The following is an 18,322-nucleotide window of genomic DNA, read 5'->3' on the forward strand; positions in this document are numbered from 1 at the left end:
TCGACGGCAGGTTCGAAAATCCTTGAAAATCAGGAAGCACCAACCTATTTCCGTCGAATACTTTAACTATTTCCTTTTCACCAAATTAAATTTCCCAACAAGCTCTTAGTATTGCGCAGAAAATAAAACGCGATTTAGCTTCCTGCTTCTTCGAGGTTTCTTAAGCACAGAGATACGAAAAATTCCGGGGTCCTAATAGTCCAGATCAAACGGCTTCTTAACGACAAGCTGCTATGCTAATATCAATACAAAAAGAATTTGGATGAATTTTCCTAACTTTAATTTATTCCGCACAGCAGCAACTAAACGCTCTTCTCCATGAAATACTTATCACTCTTTTTACTGTTTATTACAGCAGCAAGCCCCATCATTTTCGCTCAGACTACACCAAATTTCACGACCTGTTCTTATGAAGACATTAAGGCACGCATGCTACTATACGACCCTAATACAGAAGAAACGTTGGCCGCTAATAAAAACTTCATCCAGGCGCGAGTCGCAGAAATACAGCAAAACCGACTAAACGGCAACCAATCAAGTGTAAATGCGAGCTATACCATCCCAGTAGTGTTACACGTATTTCATAATGGAGATGATGCTTACCTGGACATGGACCAATTGCAATCGGGCCTCGATGTTATTAATACCGACTTCAATGGCTGGAACACTGACTGGAATACCATCGACCCGGCCTTCGACACTATCAAAGCCAGTTTAGATATTGAATTTTGTCTGGCTTCTATTGATCCTGATGGCAACCCTACTACAGGTGTCGTTTATTATGACAATGAAGAAGCGATGCTCAACCAGATAGAGTTAACACAATATTCATGGGACAACTATAAGTACCTCAACATTTATCTTCCTAAATACACCAACGGCTCTCCATCTTTGTTTACAGCCTATGCTAATCTCCCCAGCACCGTCTTATCTGACGACGGCTACGCCGGAATTACCTATAGTTCTATCCGCTGGGGGTATGGTGCTCATTCAGAACTGGAAGACGGTCAGGAATGGGCTTCCGTGGGCACTCATGAAGTAGGCCACTGGCTCAACTTACACCATACGTTCCGCTACGGCTGCTCTTCCATAGGTGATGAGGTAGATGATACTCCTCCGACACAAGGTGGCTCCATAGAGTTGGAAGGTTGCTATAATAACGACTTCAGTTGCGAGCTGGCTACCAATGGCTCTAACTACATGGATTATAATCACGATTGTAAAAAGATGTTTACGCAAGGGCAGGTAGACCGTATGACCGCAGCACTGGAACTCCCTTCACGAATTACGCTTTGGTCGGAAGAAAATTTAATCGCAACAGGTTGTGCTGATGTAGTACCTACGACTACTCTAGTAGATAGGAACTTTGTACACATATCTCCTAATCCGGCTCGTGATATTATCCAGTTTAGTTTCAATGCACCACCACAGCAGTTATTCATTTATAATGTTCAAGGAAAGGTCTTGTCTACTTCCTTAACTCAAGCATCATCAACTACCGTCGATATTAGCAGCTTTCCTGCTGGCATCTACTATTATTCGGCTATTTTTAATGATGGTTCACAAAGCGGAAAATTTATAGTGCAATAATCAAACCCAAATCCTTCTTTTATGTCTTTTTCTTTATCAGACACCTTTCCTCATCGCAAGCCATTGATAGCGATGATTCATGTTCCGGCTTTGCCGGGTACACCGGCTTATCGCAACAATTGGCCTACTGTTCTAAAAAAAGTACAGGAAGAGGCCGAGTTGCTGACTGCTGCCGGGGTAGATGTGCTCCTTTTAGAAAACATGCACGACACCCCTTATTCTGCTCGAACGGTTGGGCCCGAAATAGTGAGTAGCATGACGGCTGTAGCCTTGGCCGTGAAAACTATTGCGCCGCACTTGCCCTGTGGAATTCAGGTTCTAGCTGGTGCTAATCAAGCTGCGTTAGCTGTGGCGCTGGCCGCTGATCTTCAGTTCATCCGGGCAGAAGGTTTTGTTTTTGGCCACCTCGCTGATGAAGGCTGGATGAATAGCGATGCTGCCGACCTGCTCCGTTACCGCAGAAATATCGGGGCGGAACATATTGCTATTTTTACTGACATCAAAAAAAAGCATAGTGCTCATGCAGCTACTGCCGATGTTAGTCTAGCTGAAACGGCCAAAGCTGCTCATTTTTTTCGAGCCGATGGCTTAATTGTTACAGGAACAGCTACTGGCAGCGAGGCAAAACCCGAAGATCTAGCAGCGGTAAAAAAAGCATGTCCGGAGCTTCCGCTTCTGGTAGGTTCAGGAATCAGTCCGGAAAACGTGGAACAATATCTGCCTTTTGCTGATGCTTTTATTGTAGGGTCAGCCTTAAAAAAAGAAGGGTACTGGGCTAATGAACTGGATCCTGAACGGGTGGAGAAAATGGTCACCGCTTTAGCAAAGTAGTCTATCTCACTTTCCGCCCTTTCCAATAAAAAGAAAGCGGTAATAAAGCTAGTGTTCCAATCAGCACAATATAAAAAGGATGAATCAATTGTACTGGGAATAACCATCTCAGCCACTTGTCATCACCCATTTCGCGACAAGCAAACCTGAGGTAAAATCCTTCTCCAAATAATTTCACTAGCCATATGAATCCCACCAATAGCGGATTACAAAAGAGCAGTGGCAACAACAATATCATACCCCAACAAAGGAAAAACACCAAGGCCTGAAAAACAAGAAGATATGGATCGCGGTAAGCACCCGTTTTTCCCGCCCACCGCAGTCGCTGCCAAAATAACTTCTGCCAACTACCTTCTGTATCCGTAAGAACAGCTGCTGATTTAGAGAATAAGAACTTAATAGATTTTATGTCTTTACTTACTGCTTTTTGCAATAAGAAAATATCATCCCCTGAAGCCAACTTTTCATTCCCTTGATAGGCGCCCAGTTCATGAAAGTAGGTCTTAGAAAACGCAAGATTAGCTCCATTCGCCAAAAGGGGACGCTTTTGATAAACAGCAGCTCCTGTAAGTAACATCGTACCGCAAACATCAAGCCCTTGCCAAGCAGTAAGTAGGGTAGGAGGGCCACTCATTTGCACGGGCCCCAATATCATCTTCGCACCTCCCTGCCAGGCAGATACTATTTCTTTCAGCCATTCTTTTGATANGATGACATCAGCATCGGTCGTAACAATCAGTTCTCCTTGAGCTTTTTTAATCCCTTTTTTTAGTGCAGATTTTTTACCGTGCTCCTTGTTCCCTCTCTGAAAAATTAAGTGTAATCGCGCACCTGCCACCCGTCCAACGATCTCGGCTGTATTATCTGATGAATCATCATCAATTACAATAATTTCTATTTTATCCGAGGGATAATTCTGACTTAGTATAGAACGGAGGCAAGCCTCTATATTGGCCGCTTCGTTGCGGGCAGGAACAACGACAGATACCATGGGAGGTTCTGTAGTGCATGGCACTAAATTATGATAGGCTACTTTTCCTTTTTTCCACGTTTTGGCAATCCACCATAAAAAAAGAGGGTACAACAGACTTAATGCCAGTGTACCATACAGCACTACGGTACTTAGTAAAAGGTACACAGTACTTGGTATTGCATCCATTTTTAGGAATTTAAACCGCGGATCAGGAACAAAGACCAGAAAGCTACCTTACTTACTAATCCAGCGTTCGGGGTTCAGGCGTTCTTTTTGACGCCATAATTCGAAGTGAAGTTCTCCGGCCTGGGTACTGATATTACCTATCGCTTGGCCTGTAGAAAGAGTTGTTCCGCTACTTACATTTACACTCTCTAAATTGGAGTATACGGTATAATAATCACCGTGCCTTACCAATACCATATTGCGATAACCAGGAACAAAATGGGTACTTACCACTGTACCAGCCGCTACTGCTTTAACTGTCGTGTTGGTTTTGATACCGATGTCAATACCATTATTAGAAATCTCTACCCCTTTCACGGTAGGATGAGGCTGTCGGCCAAAACGTTTTACTATTTCGCCCTCTACTGGCCAGGGCAAACGCCCTTTCTGACTAGAAAAATTACTCGCTTCATTGCTTACTCCGGGTGTAGCAACATTGCTCGAAGCGGGCGTAGAGGTAGTAGTGCTAGAGGTAGTGGCAGTGGTTGCCCTATCTCTTTCGGCCTTCCTGATTCTGGCCATCTCCGATGCAATGGATTGCTCGATGGCTTGATTGAGTTCTTCGCGAGCAATTTCCTGTTGCTTGATTTCTGTCAGAATATTTGCTTCGCTCTTATTTAGTTTCGTCAGCAACTGATCCTGAGCACCTTTTTCTCTACTGATGGCCACCCTTTGGTTCTCCTCGGTTTGCAACAATCTTTCTTTCTCTGTACGGCGTACTTCCAGTTGGGTCAACTTAGCCTGTAAAGACTTTTGGGTAGCAACAATCAAACGAGCCTGCCGGCTGCGAAATCGCTGGTATTGCCGAAGGTATTGCCACCTACGGAATGCCTCGTTAAAGCTTCGGGAAGATAAAAGGAAACTAAGCCATGTATTTTGCAATCGACTACGATAAGCCGCCCGCACCAGATGACTGTATTCTTCCTGAAGACGCCCTACATCTTCATTGAGTGCAAGTACGACTTCGTTGGTACGAATGATGCTGGCATCTGTATAAGTAATTTCCTGCTGTAATGTAGCAATGAGTTCTGCTCGCTTACGGATCTGCTGTTGCAATAGCGCCAACTGCTCTACAGTAGCGGCCTTATTACGTCGAGTATCCCCCAAACGGCGGTTATTGGCATTAATTTCTGCCATTAATTCTGCCCGTTTGTTCTTGAGTGCATCCGCTGACTGTCCGGACAAGACCCCACCTGTACTGCATACAATAAGTACCAGTAGCAGGGCGCTATTTAGACATCCTCTCATAGCGTGGAGGTACACTAAAATCGATGTTGGTGGGAACGTTGAGCTCAACTTGAGTAAATTCTATTTCTATGTCTGCCTTACCCGTTTCTCGGCTATTGACAGCAATTTTACGAAGGTAAGAAAAATCACGGTTGGTACCTGCATCCTGATAATCCAGTAACTGAATCGCCAACGAACGAGCATTTCCTCCTTGTTGTACCTCCATCCTATCCAGTTGATAACCGGGCAACAAAAACCAGAAGTCATTGCGGGCATCTTCATCTTCAGCAGACCAACGGAGGATATTTTCTTCCATACTAGACTTGGGCGTGTACTGCGTTAGGAAAACCGGATTACCCAGTAATATCTGTTGCAGCATTGCCAAATCAGCGGGCAACTTAAACCGCTCGGAAATATAACTGATAGGCTCCGCAGCGTATTCTTTATTGAAACGATCTAAGATAAAAAGTGAATCTGGTGTCACCATCGCTCGTGCGACTTCAAAACCAAACTTTTTCACGCTCATCCAGATGGCTTTACCTTTCTGCATTTTGATGGTTGCGGTACCGCCAATGGACATGTCGCCGTCGTCGAAAGAAAGGCGGGCACTACCATTAAGCCATTCTGCCTGCACCTGGTTTTGTGCAAAAACACTGATATAATCCGCAGGCCCTAGCGGACGATCAATAGTAGCCGTTTCGGTTACTTTCTTATTCGTATTACACCCACTGCTTAATACAAGGGTCAATACAATAAAGGCACCTAAAAACGAGCGAAATACTGGTAATGAAATCATAAACTCCTATTTGCAATTTTATCTTCTAAACGCTTACTGTTTCCTCCTAGTGCCTTGGCTTGCTGCCAAAAAGACACGGCCTGTTCCGTATGTTTCAATTGAAATTGAATATCTCCTGCCAACTCTAAAGCTCCAGGCCAATAATCGGCTCCATTGGAGAGGGCTTTTGTATTCCATTCTTCTGCTGCTTCGTAGCGCCCGTCTTGGTAATACACTTTAGCCAATCCATTCGTATAATAGGGATGATAAGGCATTTGATTTGCCGCTCTTTCGGCTGCAGCCTTCGCATTTTTTAGCTCATTTTTTTCCAAGAGGTATTCCGCATAACGGTAATTCACGTCCGATGACGCTGGTGCCAATTCCAAAGCTTGCTTGAATGCGGCAGCAGCAGCGGCATTATCTCCTTGATGGCTGTATATTTGGCCTTCAATTGCCTGTATTTCTCCACGCAATGCTTGATCTCGGCCACTCATCATGGTTGCCATACTCGTAGCATCCAGGGCTTCCTCATAGCGCTTGGTCGCGTCGGCCCCCAGTGCCAAATAATATTGGATAACGGCGCGGTTTGGGAACACATCCAAAGCATCGTTCGCTGCTTCATATAGCCCGACTCCGTCACCTACTTCATAAAGGGCGGTTAATAATTGTTCCCATACGGGGAACACATTTTCATCACGTTCCAAGGTAGCCCGGTATTTCTCAATAGCTTCTTTCCGCCGCCCCGAATGGTAAAGAAGATCACCCGCAGCAGAAAATGGTTTAGCATCACTACTGTGTACGCTTTCCATGATGGTCGTCAACTCAAGCGCAGCATCGGCAATAACTTTATTACCTGTTTCAGCAACCATTGTGATAAAGGGATAAAGCTTACCTATTTTCAAATCAACCTCTACATCACTGCGCTCAAAAGCAGGTCGCAATTCTGCGAGATAACGTAGTTCGTCTTGCTGTATATTGGAACCACCGGCCAGCGCTAATTGTGCCTTGGCATCCTTAGGATCTTGAACGACAATCTGCTCATAGACCTTACGGGCAGCAGTCTTATCTCCTTGCGTATCATAAAATGCCGCTAAGATGTGCTTATATTCTAATACATTGGGGTAAACCTCCACCAGGCGCTCAAGTTCTTTGCCTGCTCGTTTGGTATCCCCCAAACCTAAGAATAAGGTGTGCCGGCGGCGGGCAATTTCTTCATTGAACCCTATCGCCTTTTCCAAATCATCGTATACTTTGATGGCTTTATCTACCTCTTGGGCTTTGACCAAAAAGTAAGCCCAGCGAAAGTAGGTATATTGGTCATCAGGAGATTTCTTAGCCAGCGATTCATAAAGTGCTGCACCTTCGGCGTTGCGCCCTTCTTGTTGGTAAATGTCTGCCAAAAACTTGAGGTACCATTCGTTATCAGGAGCCAGGTCAGTTGCAGACTTTAGATAAGTAACGGCGTCTTCGATCTCTCCTTGGGCATGCAGCAGTCGTCCTAGTTCGTAGGCCACAGCAGCATTATCACCATCCTGACGGTACAACTCGCGGAGCATACTGACAGCTTTGTCATAGTTGCCCAAAAGTTTTTCGCGGTTGGCTTCGATAAAAAGCTTTTCGCGATTTACTTCTTCTTCAGTCACCTGCTCCTGTGCAAGCACCGTACTTATGGACAAAAACATCAACAAGGGTAGTAGAATAGTTCGACTCACAACAGTGGGTTATCTTAATAGAAGATACAAATTTACAGTGTATTGGCGTAATAACTCAGCCGACACTTATTTAAGAACAACGAAAATTCCTTTCTGGTTATTAGCCTGCGCCTGGAAGTTAATTTTTAGAGATGTTATCTTTGCAAAAAAATGAGATAAACTAATGCAAATTGAACATCTCGGCATCGCCGTAAAGGACTTGGAGGCCGCCAACGAATTGTATACTACACTACTAGGCAAGGAGCCTTACAAGGCTGAAGAAGTAGAAAGTGAAAAAGTGATGACTTCCTTTTTTCAAACGGGGGAATCCAAGATCGAGTTGCTGGCGGCTACCGCCCCTGAAAGCGCGATTGCTAAATACATCGAAAAACGAGGAGAAGGTATTCACCATGTGGCTTTTCGGGTAGCAGATATCCGTGCGGAGATGGAGCGCCTTCGAGAACAGGGCTTTCGTTTACTCAACGAAGAACCTAAGCGAGGTGCTGATAATATGTGGGTTTGTTTTGTACATCCTAAGTCTGCGAATGGGGTATTGGTAGAATTGTGCCAGCCTGTTGAGTAAAGAAAGTTAAAACCGGAGGGTAAGATTTTGGTGGTGTTAGGTATCTATTTATGAACCTAAAAAACCACAAAATGAAACCTTTAATTCTGTTTTTTCTATTTCCTTTCTTATTAACAGCCCAGGACAAATCAATCATTTTCACGATGAGAGATCATCAGGTGAAAGAATTAATACTTAGTAGGGAAGATAATATCCGCTACGAATACAGGGATGGGTTGATCACTACCTATACCGTCATTGCGGGAGTTTCCTCCCAAACATTCAATTATTATTCCGGGGATGATCGTCTCGACTCTGTGATTATTCATACCCACCTGAACAATAAAGTGAGGATCAGTAAGAAAATCTACGATTACAACGGAGGGGATCAGCTCGTATCTATGCGTAAAGGAAGGGATTTACTCAGGGAAAACGTGGAAGTAGACTCTTTTTTTTACAACTCAAAAGGACAGTTGATCCAAATGAGACAATATCAAAATAAGCTCGGAGTGGAAGCTGGCTACCGACGAGTAGATCACTTGCTTCCCCAGGTTAGTGTTGATTACGAATACAACAAGCAGGCGCAGATAATGCGTACCACCAGCTCTGGTTGGATGCTTCCTAGTACTACCTATTACTATTACGACGAACAAGGGCGAGATATGAAATCAGAAAAAATACTATTCGTTGATGCCACCAAAGCGGAGGAAAACGAAGCGTGTTTACGTATTGTCTCGGAAAATAAATACAATGATACGGGCTTATTGGAGCTTACTTCCGTTTCGACTTACGAAATCAAGTCCAATGGGCGAGAAAAAAAGATTCCTGGAAAAATGAGGATGAGTCGCCGCTACACTTTTTACGATAATTTATAAGCAAAAGTGCCGACTGTAACTAGGGCTCTTAGTAGTCTCTTTTCAGTACCTTTGTAGCAACAAAGCAGAATGCTTGACTTGCAAAGCAAAACTTTTGGAATAGGCTGTTTATTCACCTTGGGCTTACCCATTTTTTTGCTCTTTATGTTAAATGAAGTGATTCACCGTATGGCGTACCAAAGTAGAAAAAGGGATTACCGAACTCCCAGAGAAAAGAATGCGGTCACTTGGCGAAATACCAAGCTGATTGTGCTCTTCTTTACCCTTGCAATTATCGTTTGGGTTTTTAAAAATCGTTACGAATATTGGGCCTGGATCAAGACCTATTTTTATTAGCTATCTTTGATTATTTATTTCCTCATCCCTAAAGCAAGTATCCTCTATGAGTAATTTTGTTGTTTCGGCCCGTAAGTATCGTCCTCAGCGCTTTGATGAAGTGGTGGGACAGCAGCACGTGTCCTTAACCCTCAAAAATGCTTTGCAGAGTGATCACCTGGCTCATGCTTTTCTTTTTTGTGGACCAAGAGGGGTAGGCAAAACAACCTGTGCCCGGATTTTAGCGAAAACGCTAAATTGCCAAAATCCTACCAGCGATTTTGAGCCTTGCAATACTTGTGACAACTGTGTTTCCTTCAGTCAAAATGCATCCTTCAATATTACGGAGCTGGATGCGGCGAGTAACAACTCGGTAGAACATATTCGGGCGCTGATTGAACAGGTACGGTTTCAACCGCAACAGGGAAAGTACAAGGTGTTTATTATTGATGAGGTACACATGCTTTCGCAGGCGGCTTTCAATGCTTTCCTGAAAACGCTGGAAGAGCCGCCGTCGTACGCCATTTTCATTTTGGCCACTACGGAGAAGCATAAGATTATTCCTACCATCCTTTCTCGTTGTCAAATTTTTGATTTTAAACGTATCCAGACACCGGATATGGTTGCTCATTTGGCAGGTATCTGCGAGCAGGAAGCCATTAAGGGAGATGCAGATGCCTTGCATATCATTGCTCAAAAAGCAGATGGTGCACTACGTGATGCGCTTTCTATTTTTGATCGGATTGTCTCCTTTTCGGGGAAGCAAATCACTTATGAGGATGTTATCACCAACCTCAATGTTCTCGATTACGATTATTATTTCCGGGTCGTGGACGCCCTCTTGACCGAAGATTTGCAGCAAACACTCATGATCTTCGATGATATCCAACGAAAAGGTTTTGACGGCGATTTATTCGTCACTGGCCTCGCCGAGCATTTACGTAATATCCTGGTATGCAAAGACGAGCAAACCCTCAGTCTGCTCGATGCCAGTGACACCCTCAGAGATCGCTACCAGCAACAGGCTCGCCTGAGTGGCAGTGATTTTATCTTGACCTCTTTAAACCTCGCCAACGAGTGTGACCTCAATTATAAGCTGGCCCGTAATAAGCGGCTGCATGTGGAGATGACGCTCATAAAAATGGCAAGTATAGGAAGAGCCTTCCGTATAGCTGATCAACCGCAGGTAGCCCCAGCAGCACAGGAAAAAAAAACGCCTGACGCGAGCGTAAGCAGCCCTATAGCTAATGCTGCCGATGTACCTTCCATAGGAACCGTACCACCATCTAGTTCGGAAAAAGGCGAACAAGCCCCTACTGTAGCCCCCAACAAAGAGGCTAATTCCTCAACCACTCTGAGTGAAACTCCACCAACGGCAGCCCCCATCCCCATCAAGGAAAAAGCTAATACCATGGGGAAAGCTAATGTGAACAATATACTGGCTCAGCTCAAGGAGGAAGATAAGATTGTGGTAAAAACCGTTGATGAACTCAAGCTCAACGACGTACAAAAAGCTTGGGATCGGTACGCAGCATCCGTCGAGCGTGATAGCCTACGTTTTCAGTTACAAGGCGTGGAACTCTCATTGGAAGACATGACCATCACTGCTAAGGTGGGTTCTATTTTGGTAGAAAGTGCCATTCGTGAAGAACATGACCTCACCGAAACATTACGCAAGCAACTCATGGCCCCAGACCTGATGTTAAAGGTAGATGTAGATGCCAGTATGCGTAAGGAAGAGGTAAAGTTAAAGCCCAAAACACTCAACGCTCGCGAAAAATACCTAATGATGGCCGAGCAAAACCCGGCAGTAAAAGACTTGGTAAAGCGCTTTGGCTTGCGGCCAGATGAATAGGAGGGTTTGCTTTCTCACAATGCATATATAAGCATTGATTTAATACTCATCTTTCATCTCAAATAAACTTTCTTTCGTAAAAATCGCTTTTACTAAGGAAGCATCCCTTTTTTAGTACCTCTCATTAATTATTCAGTACATTTTATGGAACCGACTAACAGCTTGTGGCACCTTGAAAATGTAGATGTCAGCGGTATCTTTTGCCCAAAGAAAGTGGAAGGCGGTGCATTGGACCTACAAACACATCGAAATTTTAAAAGAGGAGAGTACATCTTCCTCCCTGACGAAGACGCTGACAAGGTATATTTTGTCTTTGAAGGGCGTGTAAAGATTGGTACCTATGGAGAAGATGGTAAAGAAATTACCAAAACCATCCTTGGCCCCGGCGAAGTTTTTGGAGAATTATCGATCATCAGTGAGCGCCAGGAAAAACGCCGTGATTTCGCCTTTGCTATGGAGAAAACCACCACTTGTGTACTCACCATGGAGCAAATAAGGTCACTGATGCGAGAATACAATGGCTTTAGCCTTTTCCTCATGAAGATTATGGGGAGGCGTGTACTCCAAATGGAAAAACGCCTGGAGTCTTTGGTGTTTAAAGATAGCCGTACCCGTATTATTGAATTTTTATTCAACTTGGCTACGGAGAAGGGCCAGCGCGTTGGTTATGAGGTGGTCGTCCGGAAATTCATGACACACCAGGAAATCGCTAACCTAACAGCCACTTCACGACAGACGGTTACCACTATTCTTAATGAATTGAGAAGCGACAATGTACTAACATTTGACCGTAAACGCTTACTGGTACGAGATATGGATTTGCTCAAAAAAGAGATGGGTATCTAGGTAATGACCGGCCATTTCTCACCGGTAAAGTCAATATCTTTGATCATCAACTGTAGCTTTTTCTTTCCGCCCCAATGATTTTCTTCTATAGAGTAGGCGATGGTGAATTCTTCGTGCTGAGCAAAGAGTTCATAATACGCTTTCATTCCAAATGCAATGACATGCAAGGGGGCGCCCGTTTCCTGTTTAACCTGAAGGCGTACGTGCTCGTCTTTCAGTAAATCAATAGGGCCAAACGCTTTTACGTTTGTGCTCACGAAAACAGGGTTCCGGTTGGCTGGGCCAAAAGGCGCAAACTGCCGGAGTACATTATAAAAATCAGTTGTTATCTGTGCCAAATTCAGGGTAGCCGCTATTTCTATTTTGGGCTGTAGCCCATCTTCGGGCATAAGCTCTTCAATCGCTGCTTCAAAACGCTTCGCAAATTCGGGCCAATGTTCTTCTTTCATTGATAAGCCCGCTGCATTGGTGTGGCCACCAAAACTGAGCAACAAATCTTCGCATGATTCAATAGCGCCAAACAGGTCAACATTTCCTGCTGAACGAGCTGAGCCTACCAGCACCTCATCTGACTTTGTCAAGATAACAGTAGGCCGATGAAAATCGGTCGATAAACGAGCCGCTACAATTCCAATGACCCCTTTGTGCCAGTGTGGTTGATAAAGCACCAAGCTTTTCTGAGCTTTCCAATTAGGATTATCCTCTACATCTTCGCGAGCCTCGTCAGCGGTGCGTTTATCATATTCTCTACGAAGTTCATTGCGTTCGCGCAGTTGTTCGGCATAGTCCTTGGCTTTCGCTCGTGTGGTCGCCAGCATTAGCTTTACTACCAAGCCAGCATCCGCCATACGCCCAGAGGCGTTGATAATGGGGCCAATTCCAAATACAATATCACTGATTCTAAAAGGTTTACGACGGCTTGTTACCCTTAGCAGTGCTTGTAAGCCAAACTTGCGGGTAGTATTCAATTGTCGTAAGCCATAAGTAGCCAAAATACGGTTTTCGCCTACCACTGGCATGACATCACTAGCGATACTTATAGCTACAAAATCGCTTAATCGCTGAAGTTCTGTATCTGACTTTCCCCAATGCCGGAGCATAGCTTGGGCCAACTTGAAAGCGACACCACAACCGCTTAGATTAGGGTTAGGATAATTACAATCTGGTCGCTTAGGATCGAGAACAGCCGAAGCAAAAGGCCATTCATCTCCGGGCAGGTGGTGATCACAAATGATTACATCCATCCCTTGGCTTCGCGCGTTATCTACAGGAGCCTGGGCTCGAATACCACAATCAACCGTAATAAGGAGAGTTACCCCTGAGTTTGCGGCATAACTTATCCCTTCTTCTGAAAGACCGTAACCTTCTTTGTATCGATTAGGGATATAAAAATCAACAGCCCGATGGCCTTGATCCAAAAGAAATTGATAGAGGAAGGAAACCGACATTGTGCCATCGACGTCGTAGTCTCCATAAATGAGAATTTTTTCGCCTCGGTTGATCGCCATATCCAGTCGGCCCACGGCTTTCTCCATGTCTTTCATTAGGAAAGGGTCGTGGAGTAGCTCCCATTCTGGCTTAAAAAAGGCCTCCGCGGCTACTACGCTTTCTACCCCCCTTTGTACAAGAAGCTGGCATAAGGCCGGGTTGAGTTCCAGTCTTTGCTGTAATTCACCGGCTTTTTCCGGGGCATAAGGTACAGGCAGCCAAACGGGGGTTTGCATGTCGGAAGGTTAGCGAATTCTTTTTTGCTTAAACAACTAAGGTATAACATTCTCTTTACATTACTGGTTATTCTACAAAGCAAAAGCCGGATTTGCTTTCACAAACCCGGCTTTGCCTTTGGTATCAGTAAGTTATAAAAGCAAAATCTTAGTTGCCACCAGCTGCTTTCAACAAGCCACCCATATCTGGGTTAGGCGTAAGAGAAGTGCGACGGTTAGCCTCGCGACCTTCCTTGGTAGCATTATCACCAACAGGCATGTTTTCACCATATCCAGCGATAGTAATCTGTGAAGCGTCTACACCCTTGCGGATCAAGCGGCTAGCAACAGACTTGGCGCGTGCGTAGCTCAAGTCCCAGTTGTCGGTACCAGCATCAGCAGCGAATTGCTTGTCATCAGTGTATCCTTCTACCAATACTTTGATAGCAGGGTTAGCCTTCAGTTTTTCAGCCATTGCGTCGATAGCATTACGCTGATCACGGTTCAAGCTAGAAGAGCTGTTACGGAAGTTTACTGGTTCTTCAGTTACAAGGTACAAGCGACCATCGCGCTCTTCCATTGTCAGGCCAGAATCCGTGTAAGCGGCGAACATACCATTAATTTCATCCTTAATGGCTTTCAATTCTGCTTCTGTCATGTTCAGCTTTTCATTAACCTGAGCAATTTGAGCAGTCATATCGGTGCGAAGGCTGCTAAGTTCGCCATTCAAGCGAGCTTTTTCAGAAGCCATTTCAGCAGCTAGGGCATCTTTTTCTTCCCCTAAGGTTTTCACCTGTGATTGGGTTTCAGCAAGTGCCTGATCAGTAGCTGTCTTTGCAGCTTGCAATTCATCAAATTTCTTCTTTGATACGCAAGACTGGAAAGAACCGGCTACCATAACGAAGATCAACGCAGTGATTATAAAACGCATGTTCTCTGTAAGTTTGATTTAAAAAAATTTTATTGACTCTTAGTTCGAGTAACGAAAATTATTAGTTATTAGGTTTACTACAACAACTGCTTGCAAAGCAAGACATAATTTTTGAATAAAACAAAGTTTACCGTATCCAAGTTATCCACAGTGGAAGAAAACTGGTAGAATAACCAGTCATAGGGGTGTAATTTTCAGTTTTTAACAAAAACCGGGGAAATCGTTTTCGTTGATGCAAATATAAGGGCTTATCTAGATATTACATTAGTGCAAAAGGGTTTAAATCACTATTTTTGCAAAAAATTGCACTTTTTTTCCTTTATTTTAACAAACAAGGGGAAAAACCGCAACAATGGCAATAGCTATTGCCTTAATAAGCTACATGGAATATCAAATTATCGAGGAAGGAAGGTTCCGCTATTTGGAAACTAATGGAGGAGACGAGACCATTATGTTATTGCACGGATTATTCGGTGCCCTGAGTAATTTTTCGGGCATACTTGACCATTTTGGGGAAAAGTATAATGTAGTTGTACCTATGCTCCCTATTTTTGAATTACCTCTACGTAAGGTTTCATTGGCAGGATTAGTAGATCACGTCGCTGATTTTGTAGAAATGAAAGGGTTTGATCAAGTCCACCTACTAGGTAATTCACTAGGAGGACACGTATCCTTATTGTACACCCTGGCTCACCCTGACAAGGTCAGAACGGTTAGTTTAACTGGTAGCTCTGGTCTTTTTGAAAACTCAATGGGTAATTCTTTCCCACGTCGAGGTGACTACGAATTCATCCGAGTACGGACAGAAGGAACGTTTTACGACCCTAAAGTAGCCACCAAAGAGTTGGTTGACGAAGTCTTTGATACGGTCAATGACCGGAACAAAGCCATCAGGGTTATCGCAACAGCTAAATCAGCTGTACGCCATAATTTGAGCGACAAGCTTGCCCAAATAACAGCCCCTACGCTTTTGATATGGGGAAAAGAAGACAGTATTACACCTCCTTTTGTCGGCGAAAAGTTCCACGAACTCATTCCGAACTCAACACTTCACTTTGTTGACAAATGCGGGCACGCTCCAATGATGGAACACCCTGTTATTTTCAACGATCTTCTGGATAACTTTTTAGTACAGCATTAATTAGGATATTTACCTCGTAGCAATGCTACTTGTCATTCTGATTAGCTCCCAAATTTTACCAATATGAAATTTCAAATTCTCGGTATTAGCCTACTGAGCTTGATAATAGTAGCCTGTGGTACACCGAAGGTAGTGATCATGGAAGAGCCTCTACTTGAGCAGCGTCAACTCGACACTTTATACGTAACGGCTCCGCCAATCACCGAAGACGAAAAAGATTACGAGTTACCTCTTTATAATCCTAGCTATTCCAGAACGGTTGATATTCTTCATACAAAACTGGATCTTTCCTTTAACTGGGAAAAAGAAGAAGTCCTTGGAAAAGCTGATTTAACACTCACTCCTTACTTCTACCCTACGAATACCGTAGAGCTAGATGCCAAAGGCTTTACCTTTAATAGTATACAATTTACTGATGGTACTCCCCTCCGTTATGAATACGATGGTCGTAAAGTTGCGATTCAATTACCCCGCTCTTATACCAGGGTAGACACTATTCGCTTGGCTATTGACTATGTAGCGCAACCACGTCCAGATGGAGGAAGTGATGCGATTACTTCTGATAAAGGGTTGTTCTTTATTAACCCAAGAGGAGAAGAAGGCGACAAGCCTCAACAAATTTGGACCCAAGGTGAAACGGAGAATAATTCCCGTTGGTTTCCGACAGTAGACAAACCCAACGAGCGTTGTACGCAGGAGATGTACCTAACGGTAGAGGATCGCTTTCTGACGTTATCGAACGGCCTTTTACTTTCTTCTACAAAGAATGACAATGGCACGCGTACTGATTACTGGAAAATGGATCAACCACACGCGCCTTATCTCTTCATGATAGCTATTGGCGAATTTGCTAAAGTTGAAGATGCTCCTTACAATGGTAAGCCTGTCAATTACTATGTGGAACCAGAATTTGAAGAGCACGCAAAGGCTATCTATCCGCATACACCAGAGATGCTCGGTTTTTTCTCTGAAATAACAGGCACTGAATACCCTTGGTCGAAATATTCTCAGGTGATTGTGCGTGATTTTGTATCAGGAGCTATGGAAAACACCACTGGTGTCATCTTTGGCGACTTTATACAACATACTGAACGTGAACTCATTGATGAGCTCACCAATGAAAAAATTGTTGCTCACGAAATGTTCCACCATTGGTTTGGCGATTTTGTCACCTGCGAAAGTTGGGCTAATTTGACATTGAACGAAGGGTTTGCTAATTACAGTGAATACCTTTGGCTTGAACACAAATACGGTCGAGATGAAGCAGACCAACATTTGTTGGCAGAATGGGAAGGCTACTTGTCTTCTGCTCGTGAGGGCATCCACCCTTTGATTCATTACGGCTATGCCGATAAAGAAAATATGTTCGACGCCCACAGTTATAATAAAGGTGGTGCTGTTTTACACATGTTGCGCAAGACCATCGGCGACGAAGCTTTCTTTGCGGGCTTACAGCGTTACCTTCACGACAATGCTTATTCAGCAGTTGAAGTTGATGAGCTCCGTATGGCTTTTGAAGACATAACCGGAGAAGACCTCCATTGGTTCTTTGATCAATGGTACATGAATGAAGGCCAGCCTACCTTGAACATAGACTACGGTTATGATATAAATACCCAAGAGGCTGTTGTGACAGTCAAACAAACTCAAGATGGGAGAAAGATGCCTCCTGTTTTCCAGTTACTTACAGAGGTTGACGTATATCTTCCTGGCCAGGATGCCCCTGTTCGGCACGAAGTTTTGATTAATCAGCGGCAACAGGAAGTTCGCTTGCCCGCAGCTACTGCTCCTGCCCTTGTTATTTTTGATGCAGAGCGGAGTATTTTAGCAAAATGGGAAGACAATAAAACCCAAGATCAGCTGGCCTACCAATTCCTGAATGCACCGCTATTCCTGGATCGTTACCAGGCATTGAATGAACTGGAAGATAACTACCCTGCTTTCGATGCTATTCTCCAAAAGGCACTACAAGATCCTTTTTATGGCATCAGAGCTTTGGCATTAAGTCGTTTATCAGAAGAAACTTCTTCTTCTGTATCGCTGGAACTGGTAGCTAAACTTGCGGAGGAGGATGACCATTCTGAGGTTCGTTCGACAGCATTAATGGCCCTTACAGAAATAGGACATGATCAAGCTTACACGCTTGCTGAAAAAGCAATAGATGCCCGTCCATATAGCGTTGTATCTACTGGATTATCAAGCCTTTACCAACTCAATCCTCAAGAAGGGTTAGCTGCGGCAGATAAGATGAGTAGCGAAACAAATGCTCAATTAGTAGCTACAGTGGGTGATATCTATGCTGAATCTAGTGATCAAAAATACCTTCCCTATTTCGATAAAAATCTTGGGAATGTGGATGGTTTTGGTGCTTTAAATTTCTTTGAAAGCTATGGTAGCTTGCTCCTTGCTGACGACTCAGGTGCCAATATTGAAAAAGCAGTTAAGCGCCTAAAGGCTATAGGCACAAACATGGGCCAATCTCCTTGGGCACGGATTGCTTCGATCAAAACTCTGAGTGAACTAAAAAGTGGCCTTGCTGAAAACGCCTTGGCTACACAGTGGCTTAGTGCTATAGACCAAGCAATTGAAGCGATCAAAGTTGCGGAGACGAATCCACAGCTAAAAGGGATTTATCAGCAATTTTAATGTTCCCTTTGTTTGAAATAGTTAGAGAAAACAGAGAGGATTGCAAAATTTCCTCAACTACAAAAAATCCCGAGTGCTATCGTGCTCGGGATTTTTTTGTCTACTTCGTTCCCCAAACCGATGGCTTACCTTTCGG

General features: G+C 44.0%; 14 protein-coding genes. 8 read left to right on the forward strand and 6 right to left on the reverse strand.

Annotated features, from left to right (window positions below; translation table 11 throughout):
• The first annotated feature begins 318 nt into the window (after positions 1 to 318).
• Together A3EU_RS33085 and A3EU_RS0119240 are read left to right on the forward strand one after the other, a co-directional pair.
• Positions 319 to 1,590, forward strand: a complete 1,272-nt coding sequence (locus tag A3EU_RS33085; protein WP_020537829.1) for a zinc-dependent metalloprotease — start codon at positions 319 to 321, stop codon at positions 1,588 to 1,590.
• 21 nt (positions 1,591 to 1,611) lie between these two features.
• On the forward strand, positions 1,612 to 2,421 hold the full coding sequence (locus A3EU_RS0119240; protein ID WP_020537830.1) for a BtpA/SgcQ family protein: 810 nt from the start codon (positions 1,612 to 1,614) through the stop codon (positions 2,419 to 2,421).
• Between the two features lies 1 nt (position 2,422).
• Here the strand turns inward: A3EU_RS0119240 and A3EU_RS0119245 are convergent, their stop codons facing one another.
• Genes A3EU_RS0119245 through A3EU_RS0119260 form a run of 4 tightly spaced genes read right to left on the reverse strand, consistent with a single transcriptional unit; the run spans position 2,423 to position 7,333 of the window.
• The gene (locus A3EU_RS0119245) at positions 2,423 to 3,580 is read right to left on the reverse strand and encodes a glycosyltransferase (RefSeq protein WP_020537831.1); all 1,158 of its coding nucleotides are present in this window, start codon (positions 3,578 to 3,580) and stop codon (positions 2,423 to 2,425) included.
• Between the two features lie 48 nt (positions 3,581 to 3,628).
• A complete protein-coding gene (locus A3EU_RS33090; RefSeq protein WP_083937494.1) occupies positions 3,629 to 4,867 on the reverse strand; it encodes a murein hydrolase activator EnvC family protein in 1,239 nt (412 codons plus the stop codon).
• Positions 4,848 to 5,642, reverse strand: coding sequence for a lipoprotein insertase outer membrane protein LolB1 (gene lolB1, locus A3EU_RS33095; protein ID WP_020537833.1), 795 nt, complete (start codon positions 5,640 to 5,642; stop codon positions 4,848 to 4,850). The genes A3EU_RS33090 and lolB1 overlap by 20 nt, the downstream gene beginning before the upstream one ends.
• On the reverse strand, positions 5,639 to 7,333 hold the full coding sequence (locus A3EU_RS0119260) for a tetratricopeptide repeat protein (protein WP_156825832.1): 1,695 nt from the start codon (positions 7,331 to 7,333) through the stop codon (positions 5,639 to 5,641). The genes lolB1 and A3EU_RS0119260 overlap by 4 nt, the downstream gene beginning before the upstream one ends.
• A 163-nt stretch (positions 7,334 to 7,496) precedes the next feature.
• Here A3EU_RS0119260 and mce point away from each other — a divergent pair, with 163 nt between their 5' ends.
• The 4 genes from mce (at position 7,497) to A3EU_RS0119285 (ending at position 11,765) form a co-directional block, all read left to right on the forward strand.
• Positions 7,497 to 7,895 carry a methylmalonyl-CoA epimerase gene (gene mce / locus A3EU_RS0119265; RefSeq protein ID WP_020537835.1) on the forward strand — a complete coding sequence of 133 codons (399 nt, stop codon included), beginning with the start codon at positions 7,497 to 7,499 and terminating at the stop codon, positions 7,893 to 7,895.
• 71 nt (positions 7,896 to 7,966) lie between these two features.
• Positions 7,967 to 8,749, forward strand: coding sequence for a hypothetical protein (locus A3EU_RS0119270; protein ID WP_020537836.1), 783 nt, complete (start codon positions 7,967 to 7,969; stop codon positions 8,747 to 8,749).
• Between the two features lie 382 nt (positions 8,750 to 9,131).
• Positions 9,132 to 10,919, forward strand: a complete 1,788-nt coding sequence (locus tag A3EU_RS0119280) for a DNA polymerase III subunit gamma/tau (RefSeq protein WP_020537838.1) — start codon at positions 9,132 to 9,134, stop codon at positions 10,917 to 10,919.
• Between the two features lie 144 nt (positions 10,920 to 11,063).
• A complete protein-coding gene (locus A3EU_RS0119285) occupies positions 11,064 to 11,765 on the forward strand; it encodes a Crp/Fnr family transcriptional regulator (RefSeq protein WP_020537839.1) in 702 nt (233 codons plus the stop codon).
• On the opposite strand, the gene recJ is transcribed toward A3EU_RS0119285, so the two are convergent.
• Positions 11,762 to 13,489 carry a single-stranded-DNA-specific exonuclease RecJ gene (gene recJ / locus A3EU_RS0119290; protein ID WP_020537840.1) on the reverse strand — a complete coding sequence of 576 codons (1,728 nt, stop codon included), beginning with the start codon at positions 13,487 to 13,489 and terminating at the stop codon, positions 11,762 to 11,764. The genes A3EU_RS0119285 and recJ overlap by 4 nt on opposite strands.
• Before the next feature lie 148 nt (positions 13,490 to 13,637).
• On the reverse strand, positions 13,638 to 14,399 hold the full coding sequence (locus A3EU_RS0119295) for an OmpA family protein (RefSeq protein WP_020537841.1): 762 nt from the start codon (positions 14,397 to 14,399) through the stop codon (positions 13,638 to 13,640).
• Positions 14,400 to 14,751: 352 nt separating this feature from the next.
• On the opposite strand from A3EU_RS0119295, the gene A3EU_RS0119300 reads away from it, so the two are divergent.
• Entirely contained in the window at positions 14,752 to 15,540 is a 789-nt protein-coding gene (locus tag A3EU_RS0119300; RefSeq protein ID WP_020537842.1) for an alpha/beta fold hydrolase, read from the forward strand.
• Positions 15,541 to 15,603: 63 nt separating this feature from the next.
• Positions 15,604 to 18,186: a M1 family metallopeptidase gene (locus tag A3EU_RS0119305; protein WP_020537843.1), complete on the forward strand. Its 2,583-nt coding sequence runs from the start codon at positions 15,604 to 15,606 to the stop codon at positions 18,184 to 18,186.
• Positions 18,187 to 18,322 lie beyond the last annotated feature (136 nt).

The organism is Lewinella cohaerens DSM 23179 (assembly GCF_000379805.1).
Taxonomy (GTDB): domain Bacteria; phylum Bacteroidota; class Bacteroidia; order Chitinophagales; family Saprospiraceae; genus Lewinella; species Lewinella cohaerens.